Source organism: Burkholderia sp. BCC1640 (assembly GCF_902833125.1).
Taxonomy (GTDB): Bacteria; Pseudomonadota; Gammaproteobacteria; order Burkholderiales; family Burkholderiaceae; genus Burkholderia; species Burkholderia diffusa.
On the sequence record NZ_CADFEF010000001.1, the window covers coordinates 471,447 to 497,891 of the forward strand.

The 26,445-nt window shown below is 67.5% G+C and carries 24 protein-coding genes; 10 read left to right on the top strand and 14 right to left on the bottom strand.

The genetic code is table 11. The features are described from left to right. Window positions 1-114: 114 nt before the first annotated feature. A complete protein-coding gene (locus HWX25_RS02155) occupies window positions 115-993 on the bottom strand; it encodes a LysR substrate-binding domain-containing protein (RefSeq protein ID WP_175906776.1) in 879 nt (292 codons plus the stop codon). A gap of 75 nt (window positions 994-1,068) precedes the next feature. On the opposite strand from HWX25_RS02155, the gene HWX25_RS02160 reads away from it, so the two are divergent. From HWX25_RS02160 to HWX25_RS02185, 6 genes are all read left to right on the top strand, one after another. After that, a complete protein-coding gene (locus HWX25_RS02160; RefSeq protein ID WP_175906777.1) occupies window positions 1,069-1,968 on the top strand; it encodes a CoA ester lyase in 900 nt (299 codons plus the stop codon). Next, window positions 1,965-3,197 carry a CoA transferase gene (locus HWX25_RS02165; RefSeq protein ID WP_175906778.1) on the top strand — a complete coding sequence of 411 codons (1,233 nt, stop codon included), beginning with the start codon at window positions 1,965-1,967 and terminating at the stop codon, window positions 3,195-3,197. Before HWX25_RS02160 ends, HWX25_RS02165 begins: the two co-directional genes overlap by 4 nt. A 56-nt stretch (window positions 3,198-3,253) precedes the next feature. Continuing rightward, a complete protein-coding gene (locus HWX25_RS02170; RefSeq protein WP_081053272.1) occupies window positions 3,254-4,177 on the top strand; it encodes an amidohydrolase family protein in 924 nt (307 codons plus the stop codon). Window positions 4,178-4,248: 71 nt separating this feature from the next. Further along, window positions 4,249-5,628, top strand: a complete 1,380-nt coding sequence (locus HWX25_RS02175; protein WP_175906779.1) for a TIGR00366 family protein — start codon at window positions 4,249-4,251, stop codon at window positions 5,626-5,628. Window positions 5,629-5,644: 16 nt separating this feature from the next. Further along, window positions 5,645-7,090 (top strand): MmgE/PrpD family protein, encoded by a 1,446-nt coding sequence (locus HWX25_RS02180; RefSeq protein ID WP_175906780.1) that lies wholly within the window; start codon window positions 5,645-5,647, stop codon window positions 7,088-7,090. Between the two features lie 112 nt (window positions 7,091-7,202). Beyond that, window positions 7,203-7,817, top strand: a complete 615-nt coding sequence (locus HWX25_RS02185) for a LysE family transporter (protein ID WP_175906782.1) — start codon at window positions 7,203-7,205, stop codon at window positions 7,815-7,817. A 194-nt stretch (window positions 7,818-8,011) separates the two neighbouring features. Here the strand turns inward: HWX25_RS02185 and HWX25_RS02190 are convergent, their stop codons facing one another. From HWX25_RS02190 to HWX25_RS02225, 8 genes are all read right to left on the bottom strand, one after another. After that, a complete protein-coding gene (locus tag HWX25_RS02190) occupies window positions 8,012-9,415 on the bottom strand; it encodes an amidase family protein (RefSeq protein ID WP_175906783.1) in 1,404 nt (467 codons plus the stop codon). 72 nt (window positions 9,416-9,487) lie between these two features. Then, window positions 9,488-10,279 (bottom strand): alpha/beta hydrolase, encoded by a 792-nt coding sequence (locus HWX25_RS02195; protein WP_059702948.1) that lies wholly within the window; start codon window positions 10,277-10,279, stop codon window positions 9,488-9,490. A gap of 82 nt (window positions 10,280-10,361) precedes the next feature. Then, window positions 10,362-10,721, bottom strand: a complete 360-nt coding sequence (locus tag HWX25_RS02200; RefSeq protein ID WP_175906784.1) for a DUF4148 domain-containing protein — start codon at window positions 10,719-10,721, stop codon at window positions 10,362-10,364. 280 nt (window positions 10,722-11,001) lie between these two features. Continuing rightward, the gene (locus HWX25_RS02205) at window positions 11,002-11,538 is read right to left on the bottom strand and encodes a cytochrome P460 family protein (protein ID WP_175906785.1); all 537 of its coding nucleotides are present in this window, start codon (window positions 11,536-11,538) and stop codon (window positions 11,002-11,004) included. Next, on the bottom strand, window positions 11,538-12,581 hold the full coding sequence (locus tag HWX25_RS02210; protein ID WP_175906786.1) for an alpha/beta hydrolase: 1,044 nt from the start codon (window positions 12,579-12,581) through the stop codon (window positions 11,538-11,540). Before HWX25_RS02210 ends, HWX25_RS02205 begins: the two co-directional genes overlap by 1 nt. Window positions 12,582-12,837: 256 nt before the next feature. Then, the gene (locus HWX25_RS02215; protein ID WP_175906787.1) at window positions 12,838-14,217 is read right to left on the bottom strand and encodes a tripartite tricarboxylate transporter permease; all 1,380 of its coding nucleotides are present in this window, start codon (window positions 14,215-14,217) and stop codon (window positions 12,838-12,840) included. After that, complete coding sequence (locus HWX25_RS02220) at window positions 14,217-14,714, bottom strand: hypothetical protein (protein ID WP_175906788.1); 498 nt, start codon at window positions 14,712-14,714, stop codon at window positions 14,217-14,219. Before HWX25_RS02220 ends, HWX25_RS02215 begins: the two co-directional genes overlap by 1 nt. 73 nt (window positions 14,715-14,787) lie before the next feature. Beyond that, window positions 14,788-16,077, bottom strand: a complete 1,290-nt coding sequence (locus tag HWX25_RS02225) for a hydroxymethylglutaryl-CoA reductase, degradative (protein WP_175906789.1) — start codon at window positions 16,075-16,077, stop codon at window positions 14,788-14,790. A gap of 161 nt (window positions 16,078-16,238) precedes the next feature. On the opposite strand from HWX25_RS02225, the gene HWX25_RS02230 reads away from it, so the two are divergent. Then, window positions 16,239-17,630, top strand: a complete 1,392-nt coding sequence (locus HWX25_RS02230; protein WP_175906790.1) for a PLP-dependent aminotransferase family protein — start codon at window positions 16,239-16,241, stop codon at window positions 17,628-17,630. A gap of 48 nt (window positions 17,631-17,678) precedes the next feature. Here HWX25_RS02230 and HWX25_RS02235 read toward each other — a convergent pair whose 3' ends face one another. The 5 genes from HWX25_RS02235 to HWX25_RS02255 form a co-directional block, all read right to left on the bottom strand. Next, on the bottom strand, window positions 17,679-18,956 hold the full coding sequence (locus HWX25_RS02235; RefSeq protein ID WP_175906792.1) for an epoxide hydrolase family protein: 1,278 nt from the start codon (window positions 18,954-18,956) through the stop codon (window positions 17,679-17,681). Window positions 18,957-19,128: 172 nt separating this feature from the next. Beyond that, the gene (locus HWX25_RS02240) at window positions 19,129-19,725 is read right to left on the bottom strand and encodes a pyridoxamine 5'-phosphate oxidase family protein (protein ID WP_175906794.1); all 597 of its coding nucleotides are present in this window, start codon (window positions 19,723-19,725) and stop codon (window positions 19,129-19,131) included. An 86-nt stretch (window positions 19,726-19,811) separates the two neighbouring features. Next, window positions 19,812-20,000, bottom strand: coding sequence for a hypothetical protein (locus HWX25_RS02245; protein WP_175906796.1), 189 nt, complete (start codon window positions 19,998-20,000; stop codon window positions 19,812-19,814). A gap of 13 nt (window positions 20,001-20,013) precedes the next feature. Continuing rightward, window positions 20,014-21,213, bottom strand: coding sequence for a PLP-dependent aminotransferase family protein (locus tag HWX25_RS02250; protein ID WP_175906890.1), 1,200 nt, complete (start codon window positions 21,211-21,213; stop codon window positions 20,014-20,016). Window positions 21,214-21,875: 662 nt separating this feature from the next. Further along, window positions 21,876-22,331: a hypothetical protein gene (locus HWX25_RS02255; protein ID WP_175906798.1), complete on the bottom strand. Its 456-nt coding sequence runs from the start codon at window positions 22,329-22,331 to the stop codon at window positions 21,876-21,878. A gap of 57 nt (window positions 22,332-22,388) precedes the next feature. On the opposite strand from HWX25_RS02255, the gene HWX25_RS02260 reads away from it, so the two are divergent. From HWX25_RS02260 to HWX25_RS02270, 3 genes are all read left to right on the top strand, one after another. Continuing rightward, a complete protein-coding gene (locus HWX25_RS02260) occupies window positions 22,389-24,356 on the top strand; it encodes a hypothetical protein (RefSeq protein ID WP_175906800.1) in 1,968 nt (655 codons plus the stop codon). A gap of 70 nt (window positions 24,357-24,426) precedes the next feature. Beyond that, window positions 24,427-25,968, top strand: coding sequence for an NAD(P)/FAD-dependent oxidoreductase (locus HWX25_RS02265; protein WP_244138722.1), 1,542 nt, complete (start codon window positions 24,427-24,429; stop codon window positions 25,966-25,968). Continuing rightward, entirely contained in the window at window positions 25,968-26,417 is a 450-nt protein-coding gene (locus tag HWX25_RS02270; RefSeq protein WP_244138723.1) for a GtrA family protein, read from the top strand. The genes HWX25_RS02265 and HWX25_RS02270 overlap by 1 nt, the downstream gene beginning before the upstream one ends. Window positions 26,418-26,445 lie beyond the last annotated feature (28 nt).

Consider the following 26,445-nt stretch of genomic DNA (forward strand, 5'->3'; position numbering starts at 1 on the left):
GGCACCTATTGCTGCTTCCGGATTGGACCTTTCCAATACGCTCAACAATGATGGCGACGTGCAGTGCGCGATCGCCGGCCCGTGCAGAAACGATCGCGTCACGCGGTCGGCGGCTCAACGAAGCTGCACCATCCGGCGGCTGATCGCGAGCCATTCGCGAATCGCGCTCTCGCGCGCCGCGCCCCGCCGCCAGAGTATGCCGAAGCGCCGCGGCTCGGTCGGCTTCGGCAGCGCGAGCCGGACGATCCGCAGCCGCTCCGCGAGCGGCGACGCGATGTCCGGGACCAGCGATACGCCCAGCCCGCGCTCGACCATCATTGCGATCGCCAGCAGCGAATTGATCTCGAAGCGCTCGTGCGGATCAATCCCGTGGTCGCGCAGATAGCGGTCGGCCTGCTTGCCGCCGCCGAGACTCCGGTCGTAGCGGATCAGCGGCTCGTGGCGCAGCAAGTCGTGCGCGTCGCGCGCGGCGAGATCCTGCGGCGCCAGCACGACGAGCGGCTCGATGCGCAGCAGTTCCCACACCATGCTTTTCGGCAGCGCGAAACTCGGATGCAGGCAGACCGCCGCGTCGTGATCGCCTCGTCGCACGGACTCGTAAAGCTCCGCCGACGTACCGGACTGGATCAGCACCTTCAACCGCGGATGCCGGGTCGCGAACTGGGCCAGCACGTCGGGCAGGATGCTGTGCAACGCGGTGTTGATCGCGCCGAGGCGCAATTCCCCGGACAATTGCGCATCGTCGGCCGCGACCGATTTCAGGTCATCGAACTCGCGAACGAGCCCACGCGCACGCTCGAGCACGCGGTAGCCGGCCTCGGTCGGGCGCACCGAGCGGCCCGCGCGTGCGAGCAGCGCCACGCCCAGCTCCCGCTCCAGCACCCGCATCTGCAAGGCGACCGCGGCGGGCGTGAGATCGAGCCTGCGCGCGGCCTGCGCCATCGAGCCCGTGTCCGCGACGAGCACGAAGCTCTTGAGGAACACGATATCCATAAAGATAGTTTTTCTATCGTTTGAAGGAATCAAACCTGTATTCGTCCAGTGTAGCGGGATTTCTATACTGGCCGCATGAAAAGCAAACTGTTCGTTCCTGGCTCCCGTCCCGACCTGTTCGACAAAGCGTTGAACGGTCCCGCCGACGCCGTGTCGTTCGATCTCGAGGACGCGGTCGCCGAAGACCGCAAGGATGCCGCGCGCGCCGCGCTGCGCGCGCGGCTCGACCAGCCGCTGCCGCCGACAAAAACGATCGTGGTGCGCGTGAACGCGCTCGGCACGCGCGGCTTCGACGCCGATCTGGAAGCGGTCGCACGCCCCGGCGTCGCGATCGTCAACCTGCCGAAGCCGCGCGACGCGAACGACGTGCGCGCGGCGGCGGCCGCGCTTGAACGCGCCGAGCGCCGCAACGGCGTCACGACGCCGATCAGCCTCCTCGTCAACATCGAAACGCCGCGCGCGCTGCGGCTCGCATCCGAACTCGCGGCGGCCGATCCGCGCGTGATCGGCTTGCAGCTCGGCCTCGGCGACCTGTTCGAACCGCTCGGCATCGACCGTCGCGAAACCGCGGCGCTCGTGCCCGTGATGCTCGCGGTGCGCATCGCCGCGGGCGAGGCGGGCATCGCCGCCTACGATGCCGCGTTCGCCGACATCGGCGACGCCGACGGCTTCCGCGCCGAGGCCGCGCTATCGCGGCGGCTCGGCTTCGCCGGCAAGAGCTGCATCCATCCGACGCAGGTCGGCATCGCGAACGACGTGTTCCGGCCAACCCTCGACGAAATCCGCGCTGCGTTGCGCGTGCTCGATGCGGAGCGGCAGGCCGTCTCCGACGGCCGCGGCGCGTACGTGGTGGACGGCCGGATGATCGACGCGCCGTTCGTCGCCCGCGCCCGCGCGATCGTCGACGAAGCGATCGCATTCGGCCTGATTCCACCGTCGGACATCGCCCCGCAACCCGCACGCATCGAATCATGACTCAACCCTTCATCGACGTTCCCGCGGCGCCGCATGCGGCCGGTCTTGGCCACTCCGGCGCCGGCCCGCTCGCCGGCATCCGCGTGCTCGACCTCAGCGCCTACATCGCCGGCCCGTACGGGTGCACGTTGCTGGCCGACCAGGGCGCCGACGTGATCAAGATCGAGCCGCCGGCCGGCGACAACCTGCGCAACTATCCATCGACGCTGGACGAGCAAAGCCGCGCGTTCCTCGGTGTCAATCGCGGCAAGCGCGGAATCGTGCTCGATCTCAAGCAGCCGGCCGGGCGCGAGGTGCTGCTCGAACTCGTGCGCGACGCCGACGTGCTGGTCCACAATTTCCGGCCGTCCGTCCCCGCGCGGCTCGGCATCGATTACGCGCGGCTTCGCGAACACAATCCGCGCCTCGTCTACTGCGCTGTCACCGGCTACGGCGAATCGGGGCCGCTGAAGGACAAGGCCGGCTACGACCAGGTGCTGCAGGCGATGACCGGCATGTGCGCGCTGCAAGGCGAACCCGGTGCGCCGCCGTCGATCGTGTACGGCTCGGTCGTCGACTATTACGCGGCCTCCCTCGTCGCAGCCGGCGTCGCGTCCGCGCTGTACGAGCGGACCCATAGCGGGGCCGGGCAATACGTGGGCATCTCGCTGCTGCGCGCCGCGCTCGCGATGCAGTCGGCGCGACTGGTCTGGGCCGAAGGCGAGGCACGCGACGTCGGACGCGACATGCGATCGGGCGGCATCACGGGCCTGCATCCGACCCGTGACGGTTATCTTTACCTGTCAGCGAACACGCCGCATTTCTGGCGCGCGTTGTGCGTGAAGGTCGGACTGCCCGCACTCGCCGACGATCCGCGCTACGACACGGTGCGCAAGCGCGCGGGCGCGCACGACGAACTCGTCCCGCTGCTGCGCGCCGCGCTGCTGGCCCGCTCCGCGCGCGACTGGGAGGCCGCGTTCGGCGACGAGGTGCCTTGCGCCACGGTGCGCGAGATCGAGGACATGTTCGACGATCCGCAAGTCGACGCCGAACGGCTCGTCGCCGAATTCGACCATCCGTCGGCTGGTCGCTATCGCGGCTTCTGCCGGCCGATCGCGTTCGAGCGCACGCCGGGCCCGGATCCGCTCGGCGCGCCTGCGCTCGGCGAGCATTCGGACGACGTGCTCGCCGAGCACGGCTACGATGACGAACGGCGCGCCGAGCTGCGGCGTCGCGGCGCCATTCGCTGAAACCGCAAACTGCCGGCAGCGCGCCGGCCGAACGACACGATTCACCCGGAGACACCATGAGAAGACGTACGTTCCTCGCCTCGCTCGCCGCCGCGAGCGCGTCGCGCGCGCATGCATCCGGCCCCGCGGCGGCCGAAGCGGCGATACAGCCGGCGCACGCAGCGCCGTCGAACGCATGCGACGCACACCTTCACGTCTTCGATTCCCGCTTCAGGTCCGAGCCTGGCGCGCGGATCTTCGCGCACGCGACGGCGGACGACTACCGCCGCGCGATCCAGGCCCGGCTCGGCACGACGCGCGCCGTCGTCGTCACGCCGCGCGCGTACGCGACCGACAACAGCGTGACGCTCGATGCGATACGACAGCTCGGCGCGGACCGCACGCGCGGCGTCGGCGTCGTGCGCGAAGACGTATCGGATACCGAATTGCATGCGCTGCACGACGGAGGCATCCGCGGCATCCGGTTCACGCTGTATCGCCCCGAGCATGCGCCCACGCGCTTCGACATGGTCGAGGCGCTCTCCGCGCGCGTGCATGCGCTCGGCTGGCATGTGCAGCTGCACTGGACCGCCGACCAGATCGCCGCGCACGAGGCGCTGCTCGTGCGCCTGCCGTCGACCATCGTGTTCGACCACATGGCGCGCCTGCCACAACCGGCGGGCACGTCGCATCCCGCATACGCGATCGTGCGCCGTCTCGTCGACCAGGGCCGAACGTGGATCAAGCTGTCCGGGCCGTACCTCGATTCGCGCGTCGGCGTGTCCGGGCGATTCGCCGACGTCGACGCGGTCGCCCGCGCGTGGGCCGTCGCGGCGCCCGAGCGCCTGGTATGGGGCAGCGACTGGCCGCATGCAACGGAATCCGCCGCGCCCGACGACGCGCGGCTGTTCGATCAACTCGCGGACTGGGCACCCGACGAACGTCTGCGCGAGCGGATCCTCGTCGACAATCCGGCCCGGCTGTACGATTTCCCCGACTGACCGCCGCCCCGATGCGGCGACGCAACGTCGACACGCATCGCCGACACAACAAACACCAACAGGAGACATGCATGCGCCTCGCCGATTCCCCACCCCGTGCGGCCCGCATCCGCCTGACGGACGCGACGATTCGCGTGTTCGAGAGAACGATTCCCGATCCGTTCGTCCTCGCGCTGCTGATCACCGCGTTCGTCGCCGTGCTGGCCGTCGCGATCGCGCCGCGCGCGACGCCGGTCGCCATGATCGGTGGGTGGACCAAGGGATTCTTCGATATCCTCACGTTCACGGCGCAGATGGCGCTCGTGTTCGCGACCGGGCACGCGCTGGCCCATGCGCCGCTCGTGCAGCGTGCGTTCCGCGCGATCGTGTCGTTCGCGCGCACGCCGGCCCAGGCGGCGACGCTGGTCTTCCTGTCGGTGGCCGTCACGTCGTTCATCAACTGGGCATTCGGCCTCGTGATCAGCGCACTGCTGGCGCGCGAAGTCGCCAAGCGCCTGCGCGTCGATTTCGCGTGGATCGTCGCGTGCGGCTTTTCGGGTTGGGTAGTGTGGGCAAGCGGATTGTCCAGTTCGATCGCGCTCGCGCAATCGACGCCCGGCAGCGCGATGAACGTCGTCGAGAAACTGACCGGCCACGTGCTGCCGTTCGGCGAAACCGTGCTGACCCGCTTCAACCTGGTTCCGACGCTCGCGATGCTCGTGCTGACGCCGGCGCTGCTCGTCTGGCTCATGCCCGATCCTGCTCGCGCCGAAGCGCTGTCGCCCGACATTCAACCCGCCTCGCCACCCGCATCCGCTTCGGCCGCGCCCGGCGCCGCCGGACGCCGCTCGCCGGCGCAGTGGCTCGAGCGCTCGTGCGTGCTCAGCGTTCTGGCGGGACTGTTCGGACTGTCGGTACTGGGGCTGGCATACGCCGGCCGCGTTCCGCTGGCGGGCGTGAACGTCGTGATTCTCGCGATGCTCACGGCGGGTGTGCTGCTCCATGGCCATCCGCTCGCCTACGCACGCGCGATCAAGCAGGCGACCGCGCAGACGGGTTCGCTGCTGATTCAATATCCGCTGTACGGCGGCATCATGGGCCTGATGGACGCGACCGGCCTGCCCGGCGTCATATCGCATGGCTTCATCGCGATCGCAACCACCGACACGCTGCCGTTCTGGAGCTACGTCTGCTCGCTCGCGATCACGTTCCTGATCCCGAGCGGCGGCGGGCACTGGGCCGTACAGGGCCCCTTCGTGGTGCCGGCCGCCGTCGCGCTGCACGCGTCACTGCCCGCGACGACCATGGCCGTCGCGATGGGCGAACAGGTGTCGAACATGATGCAACCGTTCTGGGTCGCACCGGTGGTCGCGATGGCCGGCATCGGCGTGCAGCGGGTGCTCGGCTACACGGCGCTGACGTTCGTGCTGGGCGCGATCGTCTACGGCTGCGCGCTGCTGTGGCTCGTCTGACACGCACGGAGGCACGATGAAGCGCAGAACGTTTCTCGTGGCGCTCGGCGCGGCGGCCGCCTGCCCGGCCATCGCGCAGGTCGCGCCCGCGACGCCTACCCTGGCGCGCCAGCTGGCCGACTATGCCGTCGCACTGACGTGGGATGCACTCGATGCGACGACGATCGAAACCGCGAAGGCGCACCTCATCGACGCACTCGGCTGCGCACTCGTCGCCCATGATGCGCCGCCCGTCGCGATGTGCCGGCGCATCGCGACGACGGCCGCGGGGCCGGCGACGCTCATCGGCACGCGCCGCGGCTCGACGCCCGAGCTGGCCGCGTTCGCCAATGGCGCGGCCGTCCGCTACGAGGATCTCAACGATCTGTACGTGGGCGCCGAACCGGGCCATCCGAGCGACAACATCGCGCCATGCCTGGCCGTCGCCGAAGCAGCGCGCGCGAGCGGACGCGACCTGCTGCTCGCGATCGTGCTCGCCTATGAGATCGACTGCCGGCTGCTGGACGCCGCAAACATCACGAGCCGCGGCTGGGATCACCCCGTCTACAGCCTGCCCGCCGTCGCGCTGGCGGCCAGCAAGCTGATGCGGCTCGATCGCGACCGGATGGAGCAGGCGGTCAATCTGTCGCTCAGCGGTCATCTCGCGATGAACCAGACACGCGTGCAGCAACTGTCCGACTGGAAGGGTCTCGCGGATGCGTCGGCATCGCGCGACGGCGTATTCGCCGCACAACTGGCTCGTGAAGGCGTGACCGGGCCGGCACCGATCTTCGAAGGCCGGGCCGGGCTGTTTCAGCAGGTATCGGGCCCGTTCGCGCTCGACGTCGCATCGTTCGGCGGCCCACAACGCGCGTTCCGGATCGATGCGTGCGCAATCAAACCGTATCCGGCCCAGGGCTACACGCTGACCGCGATCCCCGCCGCGATCGACCTCGCGACGCGGATCGGCGATCTCGCGCGCATTCGCGCGATCCATATCGACACGACGCACATGGGCTACGTGACGGCGGGTCGCGATCCGGAGAAGTGGCGGCCCGAAACGCGCGAGACGGCGGATCACAGCCTGCCGTACATCGTCGCGCGTGCGATGCTCGAACGCGACATCACGCGCGACAGCTACGGACCGGCCGCGCTGCGCGATCCGGTCGGTCGCGCGCTGATGGCCGTCACAACGGTCGCCGAGGATGCGCGCCTCACCGCGATGCAGCCGAACGCGATTCCGAACCGGCTGACGGTGACGCTCGACGACGGCCGCACGCTCGAACGGCAAGTCGACACGTTGCCAGGCTTCCCCGGGCAGCCGACGTCGCGCGCCGATACGGAACGCAAGTTCCGGCACAACGTCGCGGGGCGTCTTCCGGAGCAGCGTGCGCGACACGCGCTCGATGCTCTGTGGGCGCTGGATGCCCGCACCGATCTGGACGGACTGCTCGCGCTACTGGCCGTCGAATCCCGGTCGTGACAGGCGCACGCGCCGGTCGATGAACACCCGCCCGTCGTGAAGAGCGGCGTTCGCGACCAGCGGCAGGCCGCGGTAAGATGAACGCCCCTTCCGTCGCTTTGCCGCCCAAGCCATGTCGACCACCATCGCCACCCTTTTGCCGCTCGCCGGCGTCCTTCTCCTGAGCGTGGCCAGCCCGGGCCCGAACTTCGTGATCGTCACGTCGACCGCCGTCGCGCAACGCCGCGCCGGCGTGATGACCGGGCTCGGCCTCGCCGCCGCATCGGGCACCTGGGCGGCGGTCGCGATTGCCGGCCTCAGCCTGCTCGTGACCCACGTCACCTGGGTGCACACCGCGCTGCGGCTCGCGGGCGCCGCGTATCTGATCTGGCTCGGCCTGAAAATGGTGCTGACCGCGCGCAAGCCGCTCGCTGTTTCCGCGCCGGCGGCGTCCTCCGACTGGCATGCCGCGAAGAAGGGCTACGTGGTCAGCATGACGAACCCGAAATCCGTCGCGTTCTACGGCAGTATCTTCGCGTTGATGGTGCCGGCCCATGCGCCGCCGTGGCTCGATCTCGCGGTCGTCGTGTTGTCGATCGGAATTTCGGGCGCGTGGTACTGCACCATGGCGCTGCTCGCGTCGCACCCGTCGGTGCGCCGGCTGCTGATTCGGCGCAAGGCCGTGCTCGACACGACGGCCGGGCTGCTGCTGATGGGGCTCGGCGGGCGGATGCTGGCCGGGCGCTGAGCGCCGTCACGCGCCGGCATCGCCACGGAAAAAGGCCGCTTGCGATACGCAGCATGCGACACACTGCACGTTGCACCGGAATCCGAAATGAAATCGCGCGCCGGGTCGAATGGCGCGCTTCGATGGAACGATGGATCGATGAACGACAGCCGACGGGCATAGCGCATCGTCGCTGCACACACTCCGTCACCGCATCAACGTACCGGATCGACCGGCACGACCGGCGCGCCGCGCGCCTCGATGTCGCGCCCCGCGAGCAAACACAGATCCTCGCGATGATGCGTGGCGACCACTTGCACGCCCACCGGCACGTCGTTGACGATCCCGGTCGTCACCGCGAGCCCCGGCAGCCCCATCGCCGGCAGCGCCCGCAGCGTGAGCTGCGCTTCCCAGACGCGCTCGAACCCTTCCGGCCCTTGCCGATCGAGATCGTCGGGAAACGGCAGCTCGGACGACACCGGCAACAACAACACCGCATATTCGTCGAGAAAGAGCCGCCATTGCCGCGTCAGCGTCGTACGCCGCACGAGCGCGCGGCTGATCACGTCGGCCGGCAGATCGCGCACCTTGCCGCGCACGGCGGCGATCACCGCGGCCGCGCCCGGATCGCCATCGCTCGCCACCGCGTTCGCCAGCGCATCGAATCCGTCGCCGAGCCAGAGCTGCTCCTGCAACAGCGCGGCCTCGCGCATCGGCGGCGTATCGTCGATTTCGTCGACGGTCCAGCCCGCGTCGACGAGCCGTCGCGCGGCATCGCGCAGCGCGGCCTCGACCTCGGGCACGACCTCCAGACCGCGCGGACGCACGCATAGCGCCGCGCGCTTCGGCACCGCGCGACCGTCGATCGGCACCGGCACGTACCACGGGTCGCGCGGGTCCGGCGCGGCGAATGCACGCAGCGCCAGCGCGAGATCGTCGATCGTGCGTGCAATCGGCCCCGTCGTCGACATCAGTTGCGCGCCGATCGCACGCTCCGGCCCTGACGCATTGAATGCCGGCACGCGCCCGAGCGACGGACGGATGCCGTGCACGCCGCACGCATAGGCCGGATAGCGCACCGAGCCGCCGATGTCGGTGCCGAGCGCGATCGGGCCGATCCCGGCGGCCACGGCAGCCGCCGCGCCGCCGCTCGAACCGCCCGGCGTCAGCGAACGGTTGCGCGGATTGTACGTATGGCCGTGCACGAGGTTCGACGTGAACCAGCGCAGCGCGAACGTCGGCGAATTGGTGCGGCCGAGCAGCACGGCGCCGGCCTTTCTCAGGTTCGACACCGACGGGCTGTCGGCGCTCGCGATCAGGTTTTCCTGCAACCGCGTGCCGTTGGTCGTCGCGAACGTCGCGACGTCGACGTTGATCTTCACCGTCACGGGCACGCCGGCGAGCGGGCCCGGATCGTCGCCGCGGGCGATCGCGCGATCGACGTCGTCGGCCTGCCGCCGCACCTCGTCGGGACGATGCTCGACCACCGCATTGATCGCCGGGTTCACCGCTTCGAGGCGCGCCAGTGTGGCATCCGCCACTTCCCGCGCGGAGACTTCACGCTGCCGCACACGTTTCGCAATTTCAGTCGCCGACAGTTGCCAGAGTTGCTGCGTCATGACTTCTCCTCGTGAAAGGACATCACAATCACCGACGGCGCCACGTCATCCGCCACGCGGCGCCGCATTCACTCACTGCGCATCCTGCTTCGCACGTTCCGCGGCCGCGATGATCGCGTCGGCCACGGCCTTCGGCTGGCTCAGCATCGCGACGTGGCTGCCGTTCACGCGCGTGACCGTCGCGCCGATCCGCTTCGCCATCGCCTCCTGCAGCTTCGGATCGATCATCCGGTCCTGCGTCGCGACGACGAACGACGACGGCTTCGCATGCCACGCGGCCTGCGCGACCTTCTCCGAAATGCAGCCACCGTACCACGGCCCTTGCGTCGCCGCGACGACGCGTTGCTGCGCGGGCGGCAGATCCGGCGCGAAATCCTGCGCGATCGCCTTGTCCGACAGCGTCGCGAAGCCGCCGCCGTCCTTGCGCAGCTCGCCGGCCCACGACGGTGCCGGCAACCCCTGCGTGACGTCGGCGATCGACTGGCCATTGTCCGGCGCGAATGCGGCGACGTAGACGAGCGACTTCACCTTGTCGTCGTTGCCGGCGTCGCTGATCACGACACCGGCCCACGAATGGCCGACCAGCACGACGGGGCCCTTCTGTTCGTCGATCGCGCGCTTCGTCGCGGCTGCGTCGTCGGCGAGCGAGCTCAGCGGGTTCTGCACCGACACGACGTGCAGGCCGCGCGCTTCGAGCAGCGGAATCACGCGGTTCCAGCTCGACCCGTCGGCGAATGCGCCGTGCACCAGCACGACGTTCGTGCCTTTCAGGTCTTCCTTCGGCGCGGCCTGCGCCGCGACCGCACCGAACAGCCCGCCGAGCACCGCCGCGGACACCAGAACCCGTTTCGTCAAACCGATCATCTTCATGCTCCTTTTCGTCGTGTCGTTCATCTGAAGTGTTGCCGATGCGGCCGCGCCCGCGTGCGGCAGGCGCGGCAATGCATCACGAATGTGCGTACAGGTCGTCGGCGTCCGTCCGCGCGTTGCGCGCGGCGCGCTGGTCGGCCGCGGCGTAGCGCGCAGCGGCAGGCGCGGACGCGGCAGCCACGTTGTCGTCCTGCGACTTCGACGGGCCGTTCTGGTCGGAGCGCGCGACCTGCTGCGCGGCGGCGACGGCGTTCTGCGCGGCGGCGATATCGTCCGGGTAACGCGCGTCACTGCCGGCCGGGTTGTAGCCGGCCTTCTCGAGCCGGATGAGGTCGGCGCGCACGTCGGCACGCGTGAGGCCGTGGCCGGTATCGGCGAACGACAATGCGGGGATCGAAGCGAGCACGGCGACTGCGAGGATTTGAGCGGCTTTCATGAGATTTCTCCTTGGCGGAAGTTGGGGGGTATCGATCACTCGGCGTCCGTTGCGACCGTCTCGCACCGAACGTTTGCTGCATGTCGACAGTAGAACCCGCTCACGTATCCGGCATGTTTCCGAAACAGGGGCGTTCTGCAATCCGATGTTTCCGCAGCGGTTCCCGATACAGTGCGATACAAATCCGGTAACCCGCACACCGCGCGCCCGCGTCCCAACATGAAAAAAGGCGTGCCTCATACGGCACGCCTTTCCGTCAAACCGGTCCGGTCAGGTCACATCAGGGCGCAAGCCGCGTGAACACGAAATCGTGATTCTTCACGCGCGCCTGATGACACGCGAAGCAGGTCTGGTGCTGACCGATATCGGCCGGCACGCCGTTGATGAAGCGCCCGAAACCCCAGCCGCCCGTCGACGCATAACGGCGCGAATCCTTGACCATCACCTGCACGGTCGTCGCCTGGCCAGGCACCGTCGCCGGCGCGAATTCGTCGGACTGCTTGCGTTTGTACGCGAGCTTCACGAGGATTGTGCCGTCCGGAAACGGCAGCGTCGACTGTTCGAGCGCGCGGATCGCGACGGGATTGCCGAGGACCACGCGCAGTTCGTCGAGCGGCGCCGCTTCCTCGGCCGGCGCGACCATTTCCCACTTCCGGTAGCCGGGCGGGATCGTCACGCCGTAGATCGGCGACGTCGCCGGCTTCGGCTGCTCCGCGAACGCGGCCGGACCGCTCGCCGACCACGCGCCCGCCAGCAGCGCGCCCGCGACGAGCGCACGGCGCGCGCCGCGGCGCGACACGATCGTGCCGGCCCGCATCACAGGTGCTCCACTTGCAGGATCGCATCGGCGAATGCCTGCGGCGCTTCCTGCGGCAGGTTGTGGCCGATGCCGCCCGTGATGGTCCGGTGCTGATACTTGCCCGTGAACTTCTTCGCATACGCGGCAGGCTCCGGATGCGGCGCGCCGTTCGCGTCGCCCTCCATCGTGATCGTCGGCACGGTGATGGCCGGGCCGGCGGCGAGCCGCCGCTCGATGTCGTCGTATTGGGCTTCGCCCTTCGCGAGCCCGAGGCGCCAGCGATAGTTGTGGATCACGACGGCCACGTGGTCGAGGTTCTGGAACGACGCGGCGCTGCGCGCGTAGGTCTCGTCGGAGAACTGCCACTTCGGCGATGCGAGTTGCCAGATCAGCTTGTTGAACGCGTCGCGATTCGCCGCGTAGCCGAGCGCGCCGCGCTCGGTCGTGAAGTAGAACTGATACCACCACTGGAATTCCGCCTGCGGCGGCAGCGGCTTGCGGTTCGCCTCCTGGCTGCCGATCAGGTAGCCGCTCACCGACACCAGCGCCTTCACGCGCTGCGGCCACAGTGCCGCGATGATGTCGGCCGTGCGCGCGCCCCAGTCGTAGCCGCCGAACACCGCGCGATCGATCTTCAGCGCATCCATCAGCGCGACGATGTCGACGGCCGTCACCGCCTGCTGGCCGTTCCGCACGGTGTCGGCCGAGCGGAACGTCGTCGATCCGTAGCCGCGCAAGTACGGCACGATCACGCGATAGCCGGCCGCCGTGAGCAGCGGCGCGACTTCCGCGTAGCTGTAGATGTCGTACGGCCAGCCGTGCAGCAGGAACACGACGGGGCCGTTCTTCGGTCCAAGATCCGCATACCCGACGTTCAGCACGCCGGCGTCGATCTGGTGGATCTTGCCGAGCGAGGCCGCGCCGGCCGTGCGCTTCGGCGTCGACGCATCGGGCGCCGACTGCGCACGTGCCAGCGCACCGAACCCGAGGTCGGCGAGGCTCAGGCTTGCGAGTGTCGTGCCCAGAATCAGGCGGCGGCGGGTGTTCACGGTATCAGGCATGACGCGTTCTCCATTGTCGATCGCTAAGGAAGTGGCCCGCGGCACGTGCGGGCGCTCTGGTATCGCCGTTCACGGCGGCGGCGCCTGACATCGCGCCGCCCGTGTGAATCGCTTCACCGGTTTTATATCCGATCCATCCGAAGGCTTTGTATCCCAACGTATCCGGGTTCGGGCACGACATACAGCGATTCAAAATCGCATGCGAAACGGCGAGTCGCGGGGCCGCGCGGTACACGTGGCCCCGTGCGCCGGCGCTTCAGAACAGCTTGACGATCGCCGGCACGCTGAGCACCGCGACGTAATACCCCATGAACTGCACGCCCGTGTTGAACGCGAACAGGCGCGACAGCATCCCGCCGAACAGGCCGATCGTGACGATCACCGCGAGCCCCGGCAACTGCCCTTCCCACATGCCGATCACGACGATCAGCCCCGCGAACGTCGCGATGATCGCCTCGTGACTCAGCTTGCGCGCGACGAACGCCGCCGCGCGGTGCGCGTGATGCATCGCGAGCGGATACGCGATCAGCGCTGCCAGCAGGATCGACAGCAGGCCGTAGCCGAGGAACTCGGGCCAGCTCATCAGCGTATGCAGGTTGTGAATTTGCCCGCTCGCCGCGTCGACCGTGAAGCGCGGCGGCGCATTGAACAGCGGCGCGGCCGGGCCTGCCGCCACCGGGCTCAGCGGCAACCCGAACGCGATCAGCGGAATCAGCGCTTCCGCGATGTAGGTCGCCTCGGTCACACCGTTGCGCGCGGCGATCACGGTCGTCAGGCGCTGATACGCATGGCGCACGCGCGCGCCGACGATCTCGCCCATCAACACCGTCATCGCGACCGGGCTGAACACGAAGGTCGCGCTCGACACGACGGCCGTCCCGACCGTCCATCCGACCTGTTCGCGGTCGAGCACCTTCAGCGGATTCGGGAAGTAACCGCGCCAGCCCTTCACGTCCGGCGCGAGCACGAACGTCGACGGCCCGTCGCGGCGCATGCGCCGCCGCTCGGCCGGCGACAGGATCGAGAACAGATCGGCAACCAACGGGCCGATCGCGATTCCGAGAAAGTAGCTGACGCTCAGCTTCACGCCGTAATGACCGGTCAGCGCCTGCAGCCCGATCACCAGCATCACGAACGGCACGAGCAGCAGCACCGACGCCCAGCGCCCCGCCGAAAAGTACGCGATGCCGACCGCCGCCGCGAGAAACACCCACGGCGCTGCCTTCGAGATCGCCGCGCCGAACGGTGCGAGCAGCGACGCGAACAGCACCGCGAGCGGCAGCGCAACGAACGCGGCGACGATCGCGCCGGAAATCATCTTGCGCAGCGCGATGTGCGGTACGCCGAGCGCGCGCAGCAGCGTCGCCTGCTGCAACAGCGGCGCGGCCATCGTGTCACCGGGAATGCCGAGCAGCGCCGTCGGGATCGAATGCGTGATGTGCTTGGCCACAGCGCCCGCGAGAAAGAACGTGAACACGCCGGCGGGCGGCACGCCGAGCAGCGCGACAAGCAGCGTGAGCGGCGCGATCGTCGTCGTTTCGTCCGTGCCGGAAATCAGGCCGATGCCCGAGAACACGATCGCGCCGAGCAGCCCCATCGCCAGCGCGGACGGCAATGCATGCATGAAGGCGTCCATTAGCGGCCTCCCGTGCGCGCCCGCGCGGACGACGCTTCATAGGAAGCGAACAGATCGAGCAGCCCGAGTTCTTCCATTTCGGCACGCGCGCTCGGTGACAGGTCGCTCACCGAGCCGAGACCGCCCGATGCTTCGGCAAGTTGCCGGAGCGCTTCGTCGCGCTCGGGGCCGCCGGCCGCGTGCTCGATCACCGTGCGCTTCGGCTTGAACAGCAACGCGCACAGCACGCCGCCCAGCAGGCAGCCGCCCAGCCCGATCAGCATGGCATAAGCCCGCGCGATGGCCGCGTCCTGCACCCACGACGCGAGGGCGAACCGGCCGGCCTCGAAAGCGCCGAGGCTGATCGCGACGCCGAGCAGGACCGACCACGCCAGGTGTTTCGTGGCGACGGTGTCGCCCCACACCTCGACGAGCGTGTCGGCGGACGCATCGACATGCGCGGAGGGCCGCCCGCGAGGCGGCACCGCCGAAACGGCGCTTGAACCGGTCTGTTGCATGTGTCTCCTCCTTGATTGATATGTCGCCGGCCGTACCGGCGCGGCATGCGGCGTGCCGCACGAGCGCCGCGGATCAGGCGTCGCTGCGTCCCGCCGCCAGCAACGCAACCGCGAAATCCGCGCGCACGTCGTTCGCCGCGACCATCCGTTGCGCGATGCGGTCGATGTCCGCGCCGGTTGCGCCGGCCGCCACCGCGATGTTGCGCGCATGCAGCGCCATGTGGCCACGCTGGATGCCTTCGGTCGCGAGCGCGCGCAGCGCCCCGAGATTCTGCGCAAGCCCGACCGCGACCGCAATCTCGCCGAGTTCCTGCGCGGACGTCACGTTCATGATCTTCAGCGCGAGACGTGCGAGCGGGTGCGTCTTCGTCGCGCCGCCGACGAGCCCGACCGGCATCGGCATCTCGATCGTGCCGACGAGGTCGCCGTTGCCGGCCTTCTCCCACGTCGTCAGCGACGTGTAGCGGCCGTTGCGGCTCGCATACGCGTGCGCGCCGGCTTCCACCGCGCGCCAGTCGTTGCCGGTCGCGACCACCACCGGATCGATGCCGTTCATGATCCCCTTGTTGTGTGTCGCGGCACGGTAAGGGTCGGTCGCCGCGAATACGTATGCATCGATCACGCGATCGATCACCGCTTCGCCCGAATAGTCGCCGGTCGCGAGCGTCTGCGCCGAGTACCGTACCTCTGCGCGCGCCAGGCGAAGATCGGCGAGGTTGGACAGTATCCGCAACCGTACCTGTCCGCCGGTGATCGCTTCGACGCGCGTCGCAACGGCTTCGGCCATCGTGTTGACCGTATTCGCGCCCATCGCGTCGCGCACGTCGACGATCAGGTGTGCGACCACCATCGGGCCGCGCGACGTGTCGGGAAACACGTGTACCTCGATGTCGCGACACCCGCCGCCGAGGCCGACGAGCACCTTGTCGCGACTGTTCGCCAGCTCGATCAGTTCGGCCGCGTGCCGCAGGATCGCGAGCCGCGCGCCGTACGGGTCGCCGAGGCCGACCACCTGCACCTGCGCGCGCATCAGCGGGCCGCTGCTCGACGTGCGGAAGCCGCCGGCCGCGCGCGACAGCTTCGCCATATACGATGCGGCCGCCACGATCGACGGTTCCTCGACGGCCATCGGCACGATCACGTCGCGGTCGTTGATCCGGAAGTACCCGGCAACCGCCATCGGCAGCTCGAACGTGCCGATCACGTTCTCGATCATCCCGTTCGCGGTTTCGAGCGGCAGCGCGCCCGGCGAAGCGAACAGCGCGTGTTCGGCATCGCCGAGCCCGACGACGCGGGCAAGATGGGACAAACGTTGTGCGGGCGTCAGCGCACGGAAATTCGGCAATGCGGAATCGATGGACATGATGTCGTTCTGTCTCGGGGTGGCGATTTGGCCTGCGACGGTTGCGGCGGGCAGCGGATAGCCGAATAATAGTCACGCTGTACCCATTGAAAAGGTACAGACGGACCAGACAGCCGGACATCCGTACCCATGACAGTGAATCTGCCCGACGGAACATCGCGATGAAACAGCGTGCAAGAGCCAGCCTGTCTGGCGCCATGGCGGACAATCTCGCCAGACAGATCGAGGAAGGCGTGTTGCCGGCCGGCGCGAAACTGCCTTCCATCAGGGAATACGCCGAGGCGTCGGGGTGTTCGAAGAACACCGTGATCAGCGCGTTCGAGCTGCTCGCCGCCGAAGGCCTGATCGAGCCGCGCCGCGGCTCCGGCTTCTTCGTCACGCGACGCGCGGCGGCCGTGCCCGACATCGACGAGCCGAGCTCGCTCGACCGCGCGATGGACATCGTGTGGCTGATGCGCGAGCAGCTTCGCGAGAAGCCCGACGTACTCAATCTGGGCGAAGGCTTCCCGCCGATCGAATGGCTCGAGGAGACGCGGCTGAACCAGTACCAGCAGCGCATCATGCGTACCGGCTCCGCGTCGCTGTTCCGCTACGGCAGCCGCTTCGGGTACCTGCCGCTGCGCCAGTCGCTGCAGCAGAAGCTCGCCGGCTACGAGATCGAGGCACCGCCCGCGCAGATCGTACTCACGCACGGCGCCAACCAGGCGATGGATCTCGTGCTGCGCTACTTCGTGCGCCCCGGCGACACCGTGCTCGTCGACGACCCGGGCTACTACCCGCTGTTCGGCAAGCTCAAGCTGAGCGGCGCGAACATCGTCGGCGTGCCGCGCGAGATCGACGGCCCCGATGTCGCGAAGCTGGCCGAGCATGTCGCCACATACCGGCCGAAGCTGTTCTTCACGCAATCGGTCGGGCACAACCCGACCGCGACCGATACCAGCGCGGCCAAGGCGCACCGGATCCTGCAGCTCGCGGAAGCGCACGACCTGATCATCGTCGAGGACGACGCGCTGGCCGACCTTCGACCACGCTCGCTCACGCGCATCTCGACACTCGATCAGTTGCGCCGCACGATCTATATCGGCAGTTTCTCGAAGTCGGTGTCGGCAGCGCTGCGCGTGGGCTTCCTCGCGTGCAATGCGGCACTCGCGAGCGATCTCGCCGACGTGAAGATGCTGACCCACGTGAGCAGCTCCGAATATTGCGAGCGCACGCTCGATGCAATCGTCAGCGACGGGCATTTTCTCAGGCATACGAATCATCTTCAGGAGAAACTACGACGGGCGACCTCCACTGCGCTCAACGCGCTCGACCGGCTCGGCGCACAGGTCTATCGGTCGTCCGATCAGAGCCTGTATCTATGGGCCGCGCTGCCCGGCTGGCCGGATTCGATGGCGCTGGCGCAGGCGATGCTGGAGCGCGGCGTGATCCTCGCACCGGGCGCGGTGTTCTCGCCGCAGGCCGATCGGCCGTCCGCGTATTGCCGGTTCAACGTCGCTTATCTGGCGGACAAGCGGTTTGCGCATGCGTTGAAGACGCTCACGCCGCAATGAACGCGGGCCGGCATCGCGACCGGTCCGCGTTCTCCCGTCAAATCCCGCTTACGCGCGACGCAACGGCCGGAACCCGGCACGCACTTCGCGAGCGAACAGTTCCGGCTCCTCCCATGCCGCGAAATGCCCGCCCTTGTCGACTTCGTTGAAGTAGATCAGGTTGTGATAGCTGCGCTCGGCCCAGCTGCGCGGCGCCTGGTAGATCTCGCCGGGGAACACCGTGATCGCCGCCGGCAGCGAGATGTCCACCGCGTTGAAGTTGTTCGAGTGATCCTCCCAGTAGATCTGCGCGGCGGACGTCGCCGTGTCGGTCAGCCAGTACAACGAAATGTCGTCGAGAATCTCGTCGCGCGGGATCGAGCGTTCGGGCACGCCGCCGCTGTAGGTCCACTGCGAGATCTTGTCGTACATCCACGCGGCCTGACCCGACGGCGAATCGGCGAGCGCATAGCCGACCGTCTGCGGGCGCGTGACCATCATCGCCGAGTAGCCGCAGTTGTCGCGATAGAACGTCGCGAGCTTCTCGTACGCGGCCTTCTCCTTCGGCGACAGCGACGCCGGTGCCGGCGCGTCGGTCTGGAGCAGCGTCGCGATGTCGGGCGGCACCGTCGCCGGCATGTTCACGTGAATTCCGGCCAGGCCCTGCACGTGCTGCATCGCCATCCGGTGCGAGATCACCGAGCCGCAGTCGCCGCCCTGCGACACGAAGCGCGTATAGCCGAGGCGCGCCATCAGCTCGCCCCATGCGCGCGCGATGTGGTCGGAGCCCCAGCCCGTCTTCGCCGGACGGCCCGAAAAACCGAAACCCGGCAGCGACGGCACGACGACGTGGAACGCATCGTCGGCACTCGCACCGTGTGCGGTCGGATCCGTCAGCGGGCCGATCGCCTTCAGCAGCTCGAAGATCGAACCCGGCCAGCCGTGCGTCATGATCATCGGCATCGCGTTCGCGTGCCGCGAGCGCACGTGGATGAAGTGAATGTCGAGCCCGTCGATTTCGGTGATGAACATCGGGAAACCGTTCAGGCGCGCCTCGCCCTTGCGCCAGTCGTAGTCGGTGCCCCAGTAGCGCAGCAGCGCCTGCATGCGCGCGAGCCGCACGCCCTGCGATTCGTCGGCGACGGTCTCGCGGCCCGGCCAGCGCGTCGCGGCAATGCGGCGGCGCAGGTCGGCCAGTGCTTCATCGGGGATATGGGCGGTGAACGGACGTATGCCGTCGCCGCCGGTTGCCGCATGCAGCGCGGTGGGCAGCATCGCGGATACGCCGGCGGCCACGGAAGTGGCCAGCAGGTGGCGACGCATCGGGGAAAACTGTGTGGAAGACATCGTTCGGCATCTCCTTTCGTGAAGTGGAAAGTGAACATGCCGCGCGGCGGAGCGCGCTTTCGCTTTCATCCGGGCGTGCGCCGGTTGCGCGGCGTTGCCCATTTGAAAGGTCTGACGTATCCCGGATGTGTCTGGTTTGTACGCGTTTGTAGCGGGGGCGCGACCGACGCCGTCAGGGTGCGATCCAGCGCCCTTCGTAGCCGTCGTCGTTCACGTCGAACACCGCGCGACGATGGCCGTCGCGGGCGAGGTCGAGCCAGTCGATGCGCGTTACCGTGACGTGGAGCAGGCAGAAGTTCCGGTAACCGTCGTCGGTGGTCGCCGTGCCCGTGTCCGGGCTTGCGGTGACATGCGCGTCTTTCGGCGATTCGATCAGCGTGCCGGGGCGCAGCGGTGCGCGATACAGCAGCAGCGTATGCGGACGGTTCGATTGCCAGACCGCGCGACGTTGCGCTTCGTCGTCGCAAATCGTCGCAACGCCTTCCGCGCGAATCTGCACGAGCGAATCGAGATCGCTCGCGACGATCGCGATACGCGGATCGCGGCGCAGCTCCACGACCTTCTCCGAGCGCGCATCGGTGTGGAACGACAGCCGACGATCGGCGCGGCTCGCCTGCCGCAGCACGATCGTGCGCACCTTGGGCGCGCCGTCGAGGCCGAGCGTCGCGGCCTGCACCATGGTGAACGGCGAGCGCTGTGCGCCGACGCCGGATTCCAGGCACGACCAGAGGCGGTCGTACGTTTCCGTGAGCGATTCGATGTCGGACATGATGACCCGGCGATCCTGCGTGGTTCGATCGCACCAGCTTAACCGTTTCGGCGGCGGGATCCCGTTGCGGGCCCCCGCCGCGCGGTTCAGTTGTAGCCGAGGACGACCGGTGCGGCGTCGCGCGTGTCGGTCGAATCCGCGCCGAAGCGGCCGAGCACGTCGGCGACGTATTGCGGCCCCGCGCTGATCTGCGACGACTTGTGTTCGACGGGACGGATGCCGGCCATGCGCGGCGTTTCGTCCATCCATGCGGTGTCGTTGACGACGATGCTCATGTGTGTCTCCTCCTCACGCGGCCAGCGCCGCACCACACGCGCGCACGAGGCGCGCCACGCCTTCCCGAATCGCGTCGACGTCGGGCGCGGCGAACGACAGCCGCAACGAAGCGGCGTCGACGTTGTCGGCAAAGAACGCCTTGCCCGGCACGAAGACGACCTTGTTCGCGATTGCCTGTTGCAGCAGCACGTCCGACGACACCGCGCCGATCCGCGCCCACACGAACATCCCGCCTTCGGGACGATGGAACGTGATCGCATCGCCGAAGCCGTCGCGCAGCGCGTCGCACATCGCATCGCACTTGCGCTTGTAGGCCGCCGTGATGCGCGGCAGATGACGCTCGAGCGCGCCGTCGGCGAGATACTCGGCGGCGGTGGCTTGCGTCCACGGCGCGCTGCACAGGTCGACCGTCTGCTTCGCGATCACGCAGCGCCGCGCGATTTCGGCCGGCGCGATCGTCCAGCCCACGCGCAGCCCCGGCGCGACGATTTTCGACAGGCTCGCGAAGTGCACGATCCAGTCGCGTGCGCCTTCGACTTCGTTCGCGAGCGCGAGCATCGACGGCACCGGTTCGCCCGCGAAACGCAGATCGCCGTAGGGATCGTCCTCGACGATCAGGAAACGGTATTGCACCGCGAGACGCAGCAGCTTCAGGCGGCGTTCGCGCGCGAGCGTCGCACCGGTCGGATTCGCGAAGGTCGGCACCGTATAGAGCAGCTTCGGCTGCACGATCGCGCCGGATGCAAGTTGCGAGGCGAGGCGGTCGACGTCGAGGCCATCGCCGTCGACGGGAATCGTCACGATGCGCGCCTGTTGCAGACGCATCGCCGACAACGTCGCCGGATACGCCGGTTGTTCGGTCAGCACGACGTCGCCCGGGGCGACCATCACGCGCAGCAGCAGATCGAGGCCCTGTTGCGAGCCGGTCGTGACGAGCAGTTCGGCCGGCGTGCACGTCACGTTGCGGCGCGCCATCAACGCGATCAGTTGCTGCTTCAGTTCGGCGAGGCCGTCGGTCGGGCCGTATTGCAGGCAGCGGACCGGCTGCGCGTACGCGCGTTCGGCAGCCGTCTTCAGGCCGTCGACGTCGAACAGGTCGCTGGCCGGGTAGCCGCCGGCGAACGAAATCATCCCCGGTTCGGAGAGGTACTTGAACAGCTCGCGGATCGGCGAACCGGCGGGATTCTGGAATGAGGGCGTGAACGCGTACATGTCGTCGTGAGCGGGGTGGCGGCGACGGCCGGGATAGCCGACAGGGCCGCCCGCCAAGGCGCTTCTGGCGCAACGGCGGGAATTCGAGCCACGATTGTCGATAGTCATTAACGCCGCGGCAAACGATATCTATGCACTAGGTCTTGCGGTTTGGTCATCAATTGGGAGAGGCAGATGCCGGCTGTCCCGGGCGAGTGCATGCGGCCGCGTGACGCCGACCGCAGCCCTGATGGCGCCCGGCGAGTTGCCGCGACGTTTCAGATCTGCAACCTAACGTGCGTTCCGGATGCCCGGGTCGCACCCGATGCGCACACGGTTCGACAAGACCGCCGATTCCCGCCATGGGCGTCGCCGGCGCCGCGCGACGAGCTGTCCGGCACGCCTGCGCCCCTTGCGCAGCAATGGTCCCGCCATCCACTTGCCTGCCGCTGCTTCACGGCTGAAACCGATCATCCCGTCTTCGCGGCCGGTGGTCAGTCGCGCCGCGATGGACGATCGACCCGATCCGACGGTTCCCGACCGTTTCAAGACCGACACATTTCCCGCGACGACCGGTATCCCGGCCTGCATCGATGTCGCCTCATCGGTCCGAACGCACGCGCCGGCGGGCGTGGCACGCTCCGTGCGTTCACGCCGAAGGCGCCGGACAGCCGTCCCGGCGCTCAATCAAATATTTCGAAAAGTCCGCGTCCGGCACACCGGTAAGACGCTTTTTCGGTGCAGGACGCATCGGGGGACACAATGAAAACAAGCACCACGATCTCGATCGCGGCGTCGCCGGGGATGAAGAGCGGCGCGGCAACGATCACACCGCGGCCGATCCGCTGCGCAAGCCGGGCATTCCCGCAAGCATCCGCGCCCGCTCGGAACCAGCGGACGCCTGCACACGCACGAGCGCCCCATACCGCCTCTCTCTTCACCGGCATGCGCGTCTGCGTACCGCTGACGATGGGCGGTATGGCAAAACGCGCGCCCTGAGCGGCCCCCTGCATCTCGCCTGAAGGCTCTCGAGCTGTCAGGGTGCAACGCGCCGCCGCCCGCGAAGCCGGGACCTCATGGTCCGTTTCGTCGCATACGGAGCGCCGGCTCACGAAATATCGTCGATAAAAGTCTTCCATTCGATCATGAATCGGACTGAGAAAAGCCCCTGTTCGGTCATCGCACTTGCGCTTTCGTTGGCCGTTCTGTTCCTGATAACGCATCCTTATACAGGCATTCGGCACGACGCGATCCTGTACACCGCGCAGGCGCTATATAACGCGCATCCCGAGCATTTCTCGCACGATCTGTTCTTTGAATTCGGTTCTCAGGATCACTGGACGATTTACGGTCGGATCTTCGCGAAGCTGATCTCGGCATTCGGGCTCCGCGCCAGCAATCTCGCGTGCCTGATCGCGATTCAGGCGCTCTGGTGGAGCGGCATGTGGCGCCTGGCGAAGAAACTGCTGCCCGCCCCGTGGCACTGGCTCGCGATGTTCCTCGTCGCCTGCATGCCGTCCGATTACGGCGCCGGCCTGGTCTTTTCGTATGACGAAGGATTTCTCACGGCCCGGCTTCCCGCCGAAGCACTCGGCCTGTGGGCGATTGCGTCGATGCTCGAAGGCCGTCATCGCATTGCCATCGTGCTGACGATCGTCGCAACCGCCGTTCACCCGCTGATCGGCGGCGCTTCGCTCGTCTTCGTCGTCCTCGGCCGGACGCCACGCGTGAAGTGGTGGCGGCTATTGCCGCTCGCGCTCATGATTTTCGCCGTCGTCGAGATGCCGCCGCTCAAGGTGTTACACCTCTATCCGTTCGATCCGGAATGGCGGTCGATCGCGCGATACAACGTGCCATTCCTGTTCCCGACGTTGTGGTCGCTCACTGAATGGAACAAGGTGTGCTGGGCGATCGCACTTCCCGCGGCACTATGCGCGAACCAGGCGCAGGATCACCGTGCGCTGTGGTCGAATCTCACGCTGATCGGCATTGCCGGCATCGCGCTGACCACGATCGCGGACCTCGCCGGACAGGACGCGATCTGGATACAGATGCAGCCGTGGCGCACGCTGTGGCTGCTGACGTTGATGCAATGGCCCGCGGCCATTTTGCTCGTGCGACGCGAACGCCACACACGGCCGACCCTAATCTGGCTGCTCGCGATCTGCTGGCTCCTGCTCGACGTCGGCGGAGGTTTCATCGCACTGGCGGTTGCCGCGACGCTCCACGCGGCAGCCCGTCGACGGGCGCCCGCCGCTGCCGGCGCGCGGCTCGCCGACCTCACCCCTGCGCTTCGCCGGATGTGGATCGGGACGACCCTCGCTGCCGCGACGATCTGGGTCGTATACCAGTGCGCGTATCAGGTCGGTCGCGTCGCGTATCCGACCGGCAGCGTGACGTTCGACATTCCGTGGCTTGAAACACTGATTCACACGCACCTGGTCATCATGCTGGTCGCTGTGCTCGCCGTGCTCAATCTGTCGCGCAATCGAATCGCGGCCATCGGCTTGCCGGTGATATTGGCCGTATTCGCCGCATACGGACTCGTCAATATCGACCAGCGGTCGGAAGCAGCCAGGATCCTGGAAGCCGGCGCCGACCGCGCCGACTTCACGCCGTTCGAAGGTACGGTCGCGCGCGGCGCCATCGTCTATTGGGACGGACCGGCGGACGAAGTCGTCTATCCGTGGCTGATGATGAAGACGTCGAGCTACTACTCGTCGACGCAGGCCGCGGGGCTGATCTTCCATCGCCGGACTACCTTCGAGGCGGTGCGACGGGTCGAGTTGATCAAGCAAGACCCGCGCGCCGCACGACCGCGCGACGGGCACGACACCGACCGAAAGTCGACCGTGTTCGTGTCCAGGTACGAATACGTACCGCTCGACCGAGCTGCCATCCGGCACATCTGTGCAGACCCCGTGCTGGATTTCATCGTGTCGCATCGGCACTACCCGGAGTTGGCAACAGGCTACGCGTGGTCGCCCGAACCCAAAAACACGGTCTGGCTGTACGACTGCCGCAGCATCAGGACGACTGCCGCAGCTCAGGATGCATCGTCCGTGCGCATTCAACCACTCGACCAGACGAACGCGATACCCGCACGACCGACCGCCCGAGGCGGCGCTTCCCCGCCGCGCCACGCGCAAGTGGGCGACGTCTGAACGGGACATCCGGATCATCGATTCGACATGGCAGTTTGCCGCCCGGCTGGAGCGGCCGATACGACAGTCAATGGACCAGCGACTTGAAACTCGGGGTGACAACATGGATCAATCGGTTGACGTACTCATCATCGGCGCCGGACCCGGCGGCCTCACCGCCGCCTATCTGCTGACCAGGCAGACCGACCTGTCGGTCGCGATCATCGAGAAGGATCCTCGGTATGTCGGCGGCATCAGTCGCACCGAACAGTTCGACGACCACTGCTTCGACATCGGAGGACACCGCTTCTTCTCCAAGTCGGCGGACGTTGTCGCACTGTGGCACGAACTGCTCCCGGACGACTTCATCGAGCGACCGCGCAGCTCGCGCATCTTCTACCGGAACAAATTCTATCGATACCCGCTCGATGGCATCGAGGCCTTGCTGAATCTCGGCATCGTCGAAAGCACTCGCTGCGTGCTTTCGTACCTCGCAGCCCGCGTCAAGCCCTGTCCAAACCCGAAGTCCTTTCATCAATGGGTCGCCAATCAATTCGGAGAACGACTGTTTTCCATCTTCTTCAAGACGTACACCGAAAAGGTCTGGGGCATGTCGTGCGACGAGATATCGGCCGACTGGGCCGCGCAGCGCATCAAGGGCCTGAGCCTGTCCACCGCCATCGTGAGCGCGGTAAAGCGCTCGCTCGGCATCCGATCGGGCAAGTCCAACGTCAAGACACTGATCGAATCCTTCCATTACCCGCGCCGCGGCCCCGGCATGTTGTGGGAAGCCGCCGCCCGCAAATTCCAGGATCAGGGCGGACAGCTGATGATGGGACAGGCGGCCGGGGCAATGCAGTACGACGGCGTCACGCGGCGCTGGCTCGTCGAAACCGTCGGCCAGGACGGACAGACGAATCGCATCAGCGCTCGCGATGTGGTGTGCACCGCGCCGCTGCGCGAAACGCTTCGCGCGATTTCGCCCCGTCCGTCATCCGCAGCTGCCGCGTCGAGACTGCAGTATCGGGACTTCATCACGGTCGCGCTGATACTCGACCGGCCCGCCACCTTCACGGACAACTGGATCTACATCCATGACCCGTCCGTCAAGGTCGGGCGAATCCAGAATTTCGCATCGTGGTCGCCCGAGATGGTGCCCGACGCGGCGACGGGTGGCTGCCTGGGGCTCGAATACTTCTGCTTCGACGGCGATTCGATGTGGGAAAGCAGCGATGCCGACATGACTGAACTCGCGATCGGTGAACTCGAGAAAATCGGCCTGGCGACGCGCGACCAGATTCGCGGTTCGCGCGTCGTTCGTCAACCGAAGGCGTACCCCGTGTACGACGACGATTATCGCGACATCGTCGACGAGATCCGTTCGGATCTGGCCGAGCACTATCCGAACCTGCATCTCGTCGGTCGCAACGGCATGCACAAGTACAACAATCAGGACCACGCAATGATGACCGCCATGCTGACCGTCGAGAACATCGTCGCCGGGCACAAGCTTCGCGACGTCTGGGCCGTCAACGAGGACGCGGAGTATCACGAGAGCGGCAGCGAACCACAAGCCGGCGCATCGGGGTTGCGCGCGGTCCCCGCCCGCACCGTTCAGTGGGGGCGGACATGATGTTTTCCGGCTACTTCGTCGTGAGCGCCGTGTCGCTCGTCGTCGACTGGGCACTGTTCCTCACGCTGGCCTCGGCCATGCAGATCGATGCCGGGATATCGGCGTCGGTCGCATACCTGGTCGGGGGTGGCGTGAATTACGTGCTTTCGCGCCGCTTCGTGTTCCGCTCGACCACGATCGGCCGCCGGCAGGTCCGCGAAGCGCTGCTGTTCGCGGCGAGTTGCGGGTTCGGCTCGCTGCTGACCGCGGGCATCGTGCATCTGGCGGCGGGACTGGTCGGCAATATTGCCGCGAAATGGCTCGCGGTAATGGTCAGCTTCATCACGCTGTACCTGGTCCGCAAGGTCGCCGTATTCAGGGTGCCAGGGGCGCGCGCGCCGGCCGCAATTCCGGCGACCGGGCGCCGGGAAGCCGGCGGGGACGCTTGTGTCGAGGCGACGGTTCGTTGAATGAGAGGGGATGGTACCGAAGCCAGTT

What these genes read in the sequence shown, in the direction of transcription:
- HWX25_RS02155 (WP_175906776.1), bottom strand. Translation starts at nt 993, where the DNA reads ATGGATATCGTGTTCCTCAAGAGCTTCGTGCTCGTCGCGGACACGGGC.
- HWX25_RS02160 (WP_175906777.1), top strand. Translation starts at nt 1,069, where the DNA reads ATGAAAAGCAAACTGTTCGTTCCTGGCTCCCGTCCCGACCTGTTCGAC.
- HWX25_RS02165 (WP_175906778.1), top strand. Translation starts at nt 1,965, where the DNA reads ATGACTCAACCCTTCATCGACGTTCCCGCGGCGCCGCATGCGGCCGGT.
- HWX25_RS02170 (WP_081053272.1), top strand. Translation starts at nt 3,254, where the DNA reads ATGAGAAGACGTACGTTCCTCGCCTCGCTCGCCGCCGCGAGCGCGTCG.
- HWX25_RS02175 (WP_175906779.1), top strand. Translation starts at nt 4,249, where the DNA reads ATGCGCCTCGCCGATTCCCCACCCCGTGCGGCCCGCATCCGCCTGACG.
- HWX25_RS02180 (WP_175906780.1), top strand. Translation starts at nt 5,645, where the DNA reads ATGAAGCGCAGAACGTTTCTCGTGGCGCTCGGCGCGGCGGCCGCCTGC.
- HWX25_RS02185 (WP_175906782.1), top strand. Translation starts at nt 7,203, where the DNA reads ATGTCGACCACCATCGCCACCCTTTTGCCGCTCGCCGGCGTCCTTCTC.
- HWX25_RS02190 (WP_175906783.1), bottom strand. Translation starts at nt 9,415, where the DNA reads ATGACGCAGCAACTCTGGCAACTGTCGGCGACTGAAATTGCGAAACGT.
- HWX25_RS02195 (WP_059702948.1), bottom strand. Translation starts at nt 10,279, where the DNA reads ATGATCGGTTTGACGAAACGGGTTCTGGTGTCCGCGGCGGTGCTCGGC.
- HWX25_RS02200 (WP_175906784.1), bottom strand. Translation starts at nt 10,721, where the DNA reads ATGAAAGCCGCTCAAATCCTCGCAGTCGCCGTGCTCGCTTCGATCCCC.
- HWX25_RS02205 (WP_175906785.1), bottom strand. Translation starts at nt 11,538, where the DNA reads ATGCGGGCCGGCACGATCGTGTCGCGCCGCGGCGCGCGCCGTGCGCTC.
- HWX25_RS02210 (WP_175906786.1), bottom strand. Translation starts at nt 12,581, where the DNA reads ATGCCTGATACCGTGAACACCCGCCGCCGCCTGATTCTGGGCACGACA.
- HWX25_RS02215 (WP_175906787.1), bottom strand. Translation starts at nt 14,217, where the DNA reads ATGGACGCCTTCATGCATGCATTGCCGTCCGCGCTGGCGATGGGGCTG.
- HWX25_RS02220 (WP_175906788.1), bottom strand. Translation starts at nt 14,714, where the DNA reads ATGCAACAGACCGGTTCAAGCGCCGTTTCGGCGGTGCCGCCTCGCGGG.
- HWX25_RS02225 (WP_175906789.1), bottom strand. Translation starts at nt 16,077, where the DNA reads ATGTCCATCGATTCCGCATTGCCGAATTTCCGTGCGCTGACGCCCGCA.
- HWX25_RS02230 (WP_175906790.1), top strand. Translation starts at nt 16,239, where the DNA reads ATGAAACAGCGTGCAAGAGCCAGCCTGTCTGGCGCCATGGCGGACAAT.
- HWX25_RS02235 (WP_175906792.1), bottom strand. Translation starts at nt 18,956, where the DNA reads ATGTCTTCCACACAGTTTTCCCCGATGCGTCGCCACCTGCTGGCCACT.
- HWX25_RS02240 (WP_175906794.1), bottom strand. Translation starts at nt 19,725, where the DNA reads ATGTCCGACATCGAATCGCTCACGGAAACGTACGACCGCCTCTGGTCG.
- HWX25_RS02245 (WP_175906796.1), bottom strand. Translation starts at nt 20,000, where the DNA reads ATGAGCATCGTCGTCAACGACACCGCATGGATGGACGAAACGCCGCGC.
- HWX25_RS02250 (WP_175906890.1), bottom strand. Translation starts at nt 21,213, where the DNA reads ATGTACGCGTTCACGCCCTCATTCCAGAATCCCGCCGGTTCGCCGATC.
- HWX25_RS02255 (WP_175906798.1), bottom strand. Translation starts at nt 22,331, where the DNA reads ATGGAAGACTTTTATCGACGATATTTCGTGAGCCGGCGCTCCGTATGC.
- HWX25_RS02265 (WP_244138722.1), top strand. Translation starts at nt 24,427, where the DNA reads ATGGACCAGCGACTTGAAACTCGGGGTGACAACATGGATCAATCGGTT.
- HWX25_RS02270 (WP_244138723.1), top strand. Translation starts at nt 25,968, where the DNA reads ATGTTTTCCGGCTACTTCGTCGTGAGCGCCGTGTCGCTCGTCGTCGAC.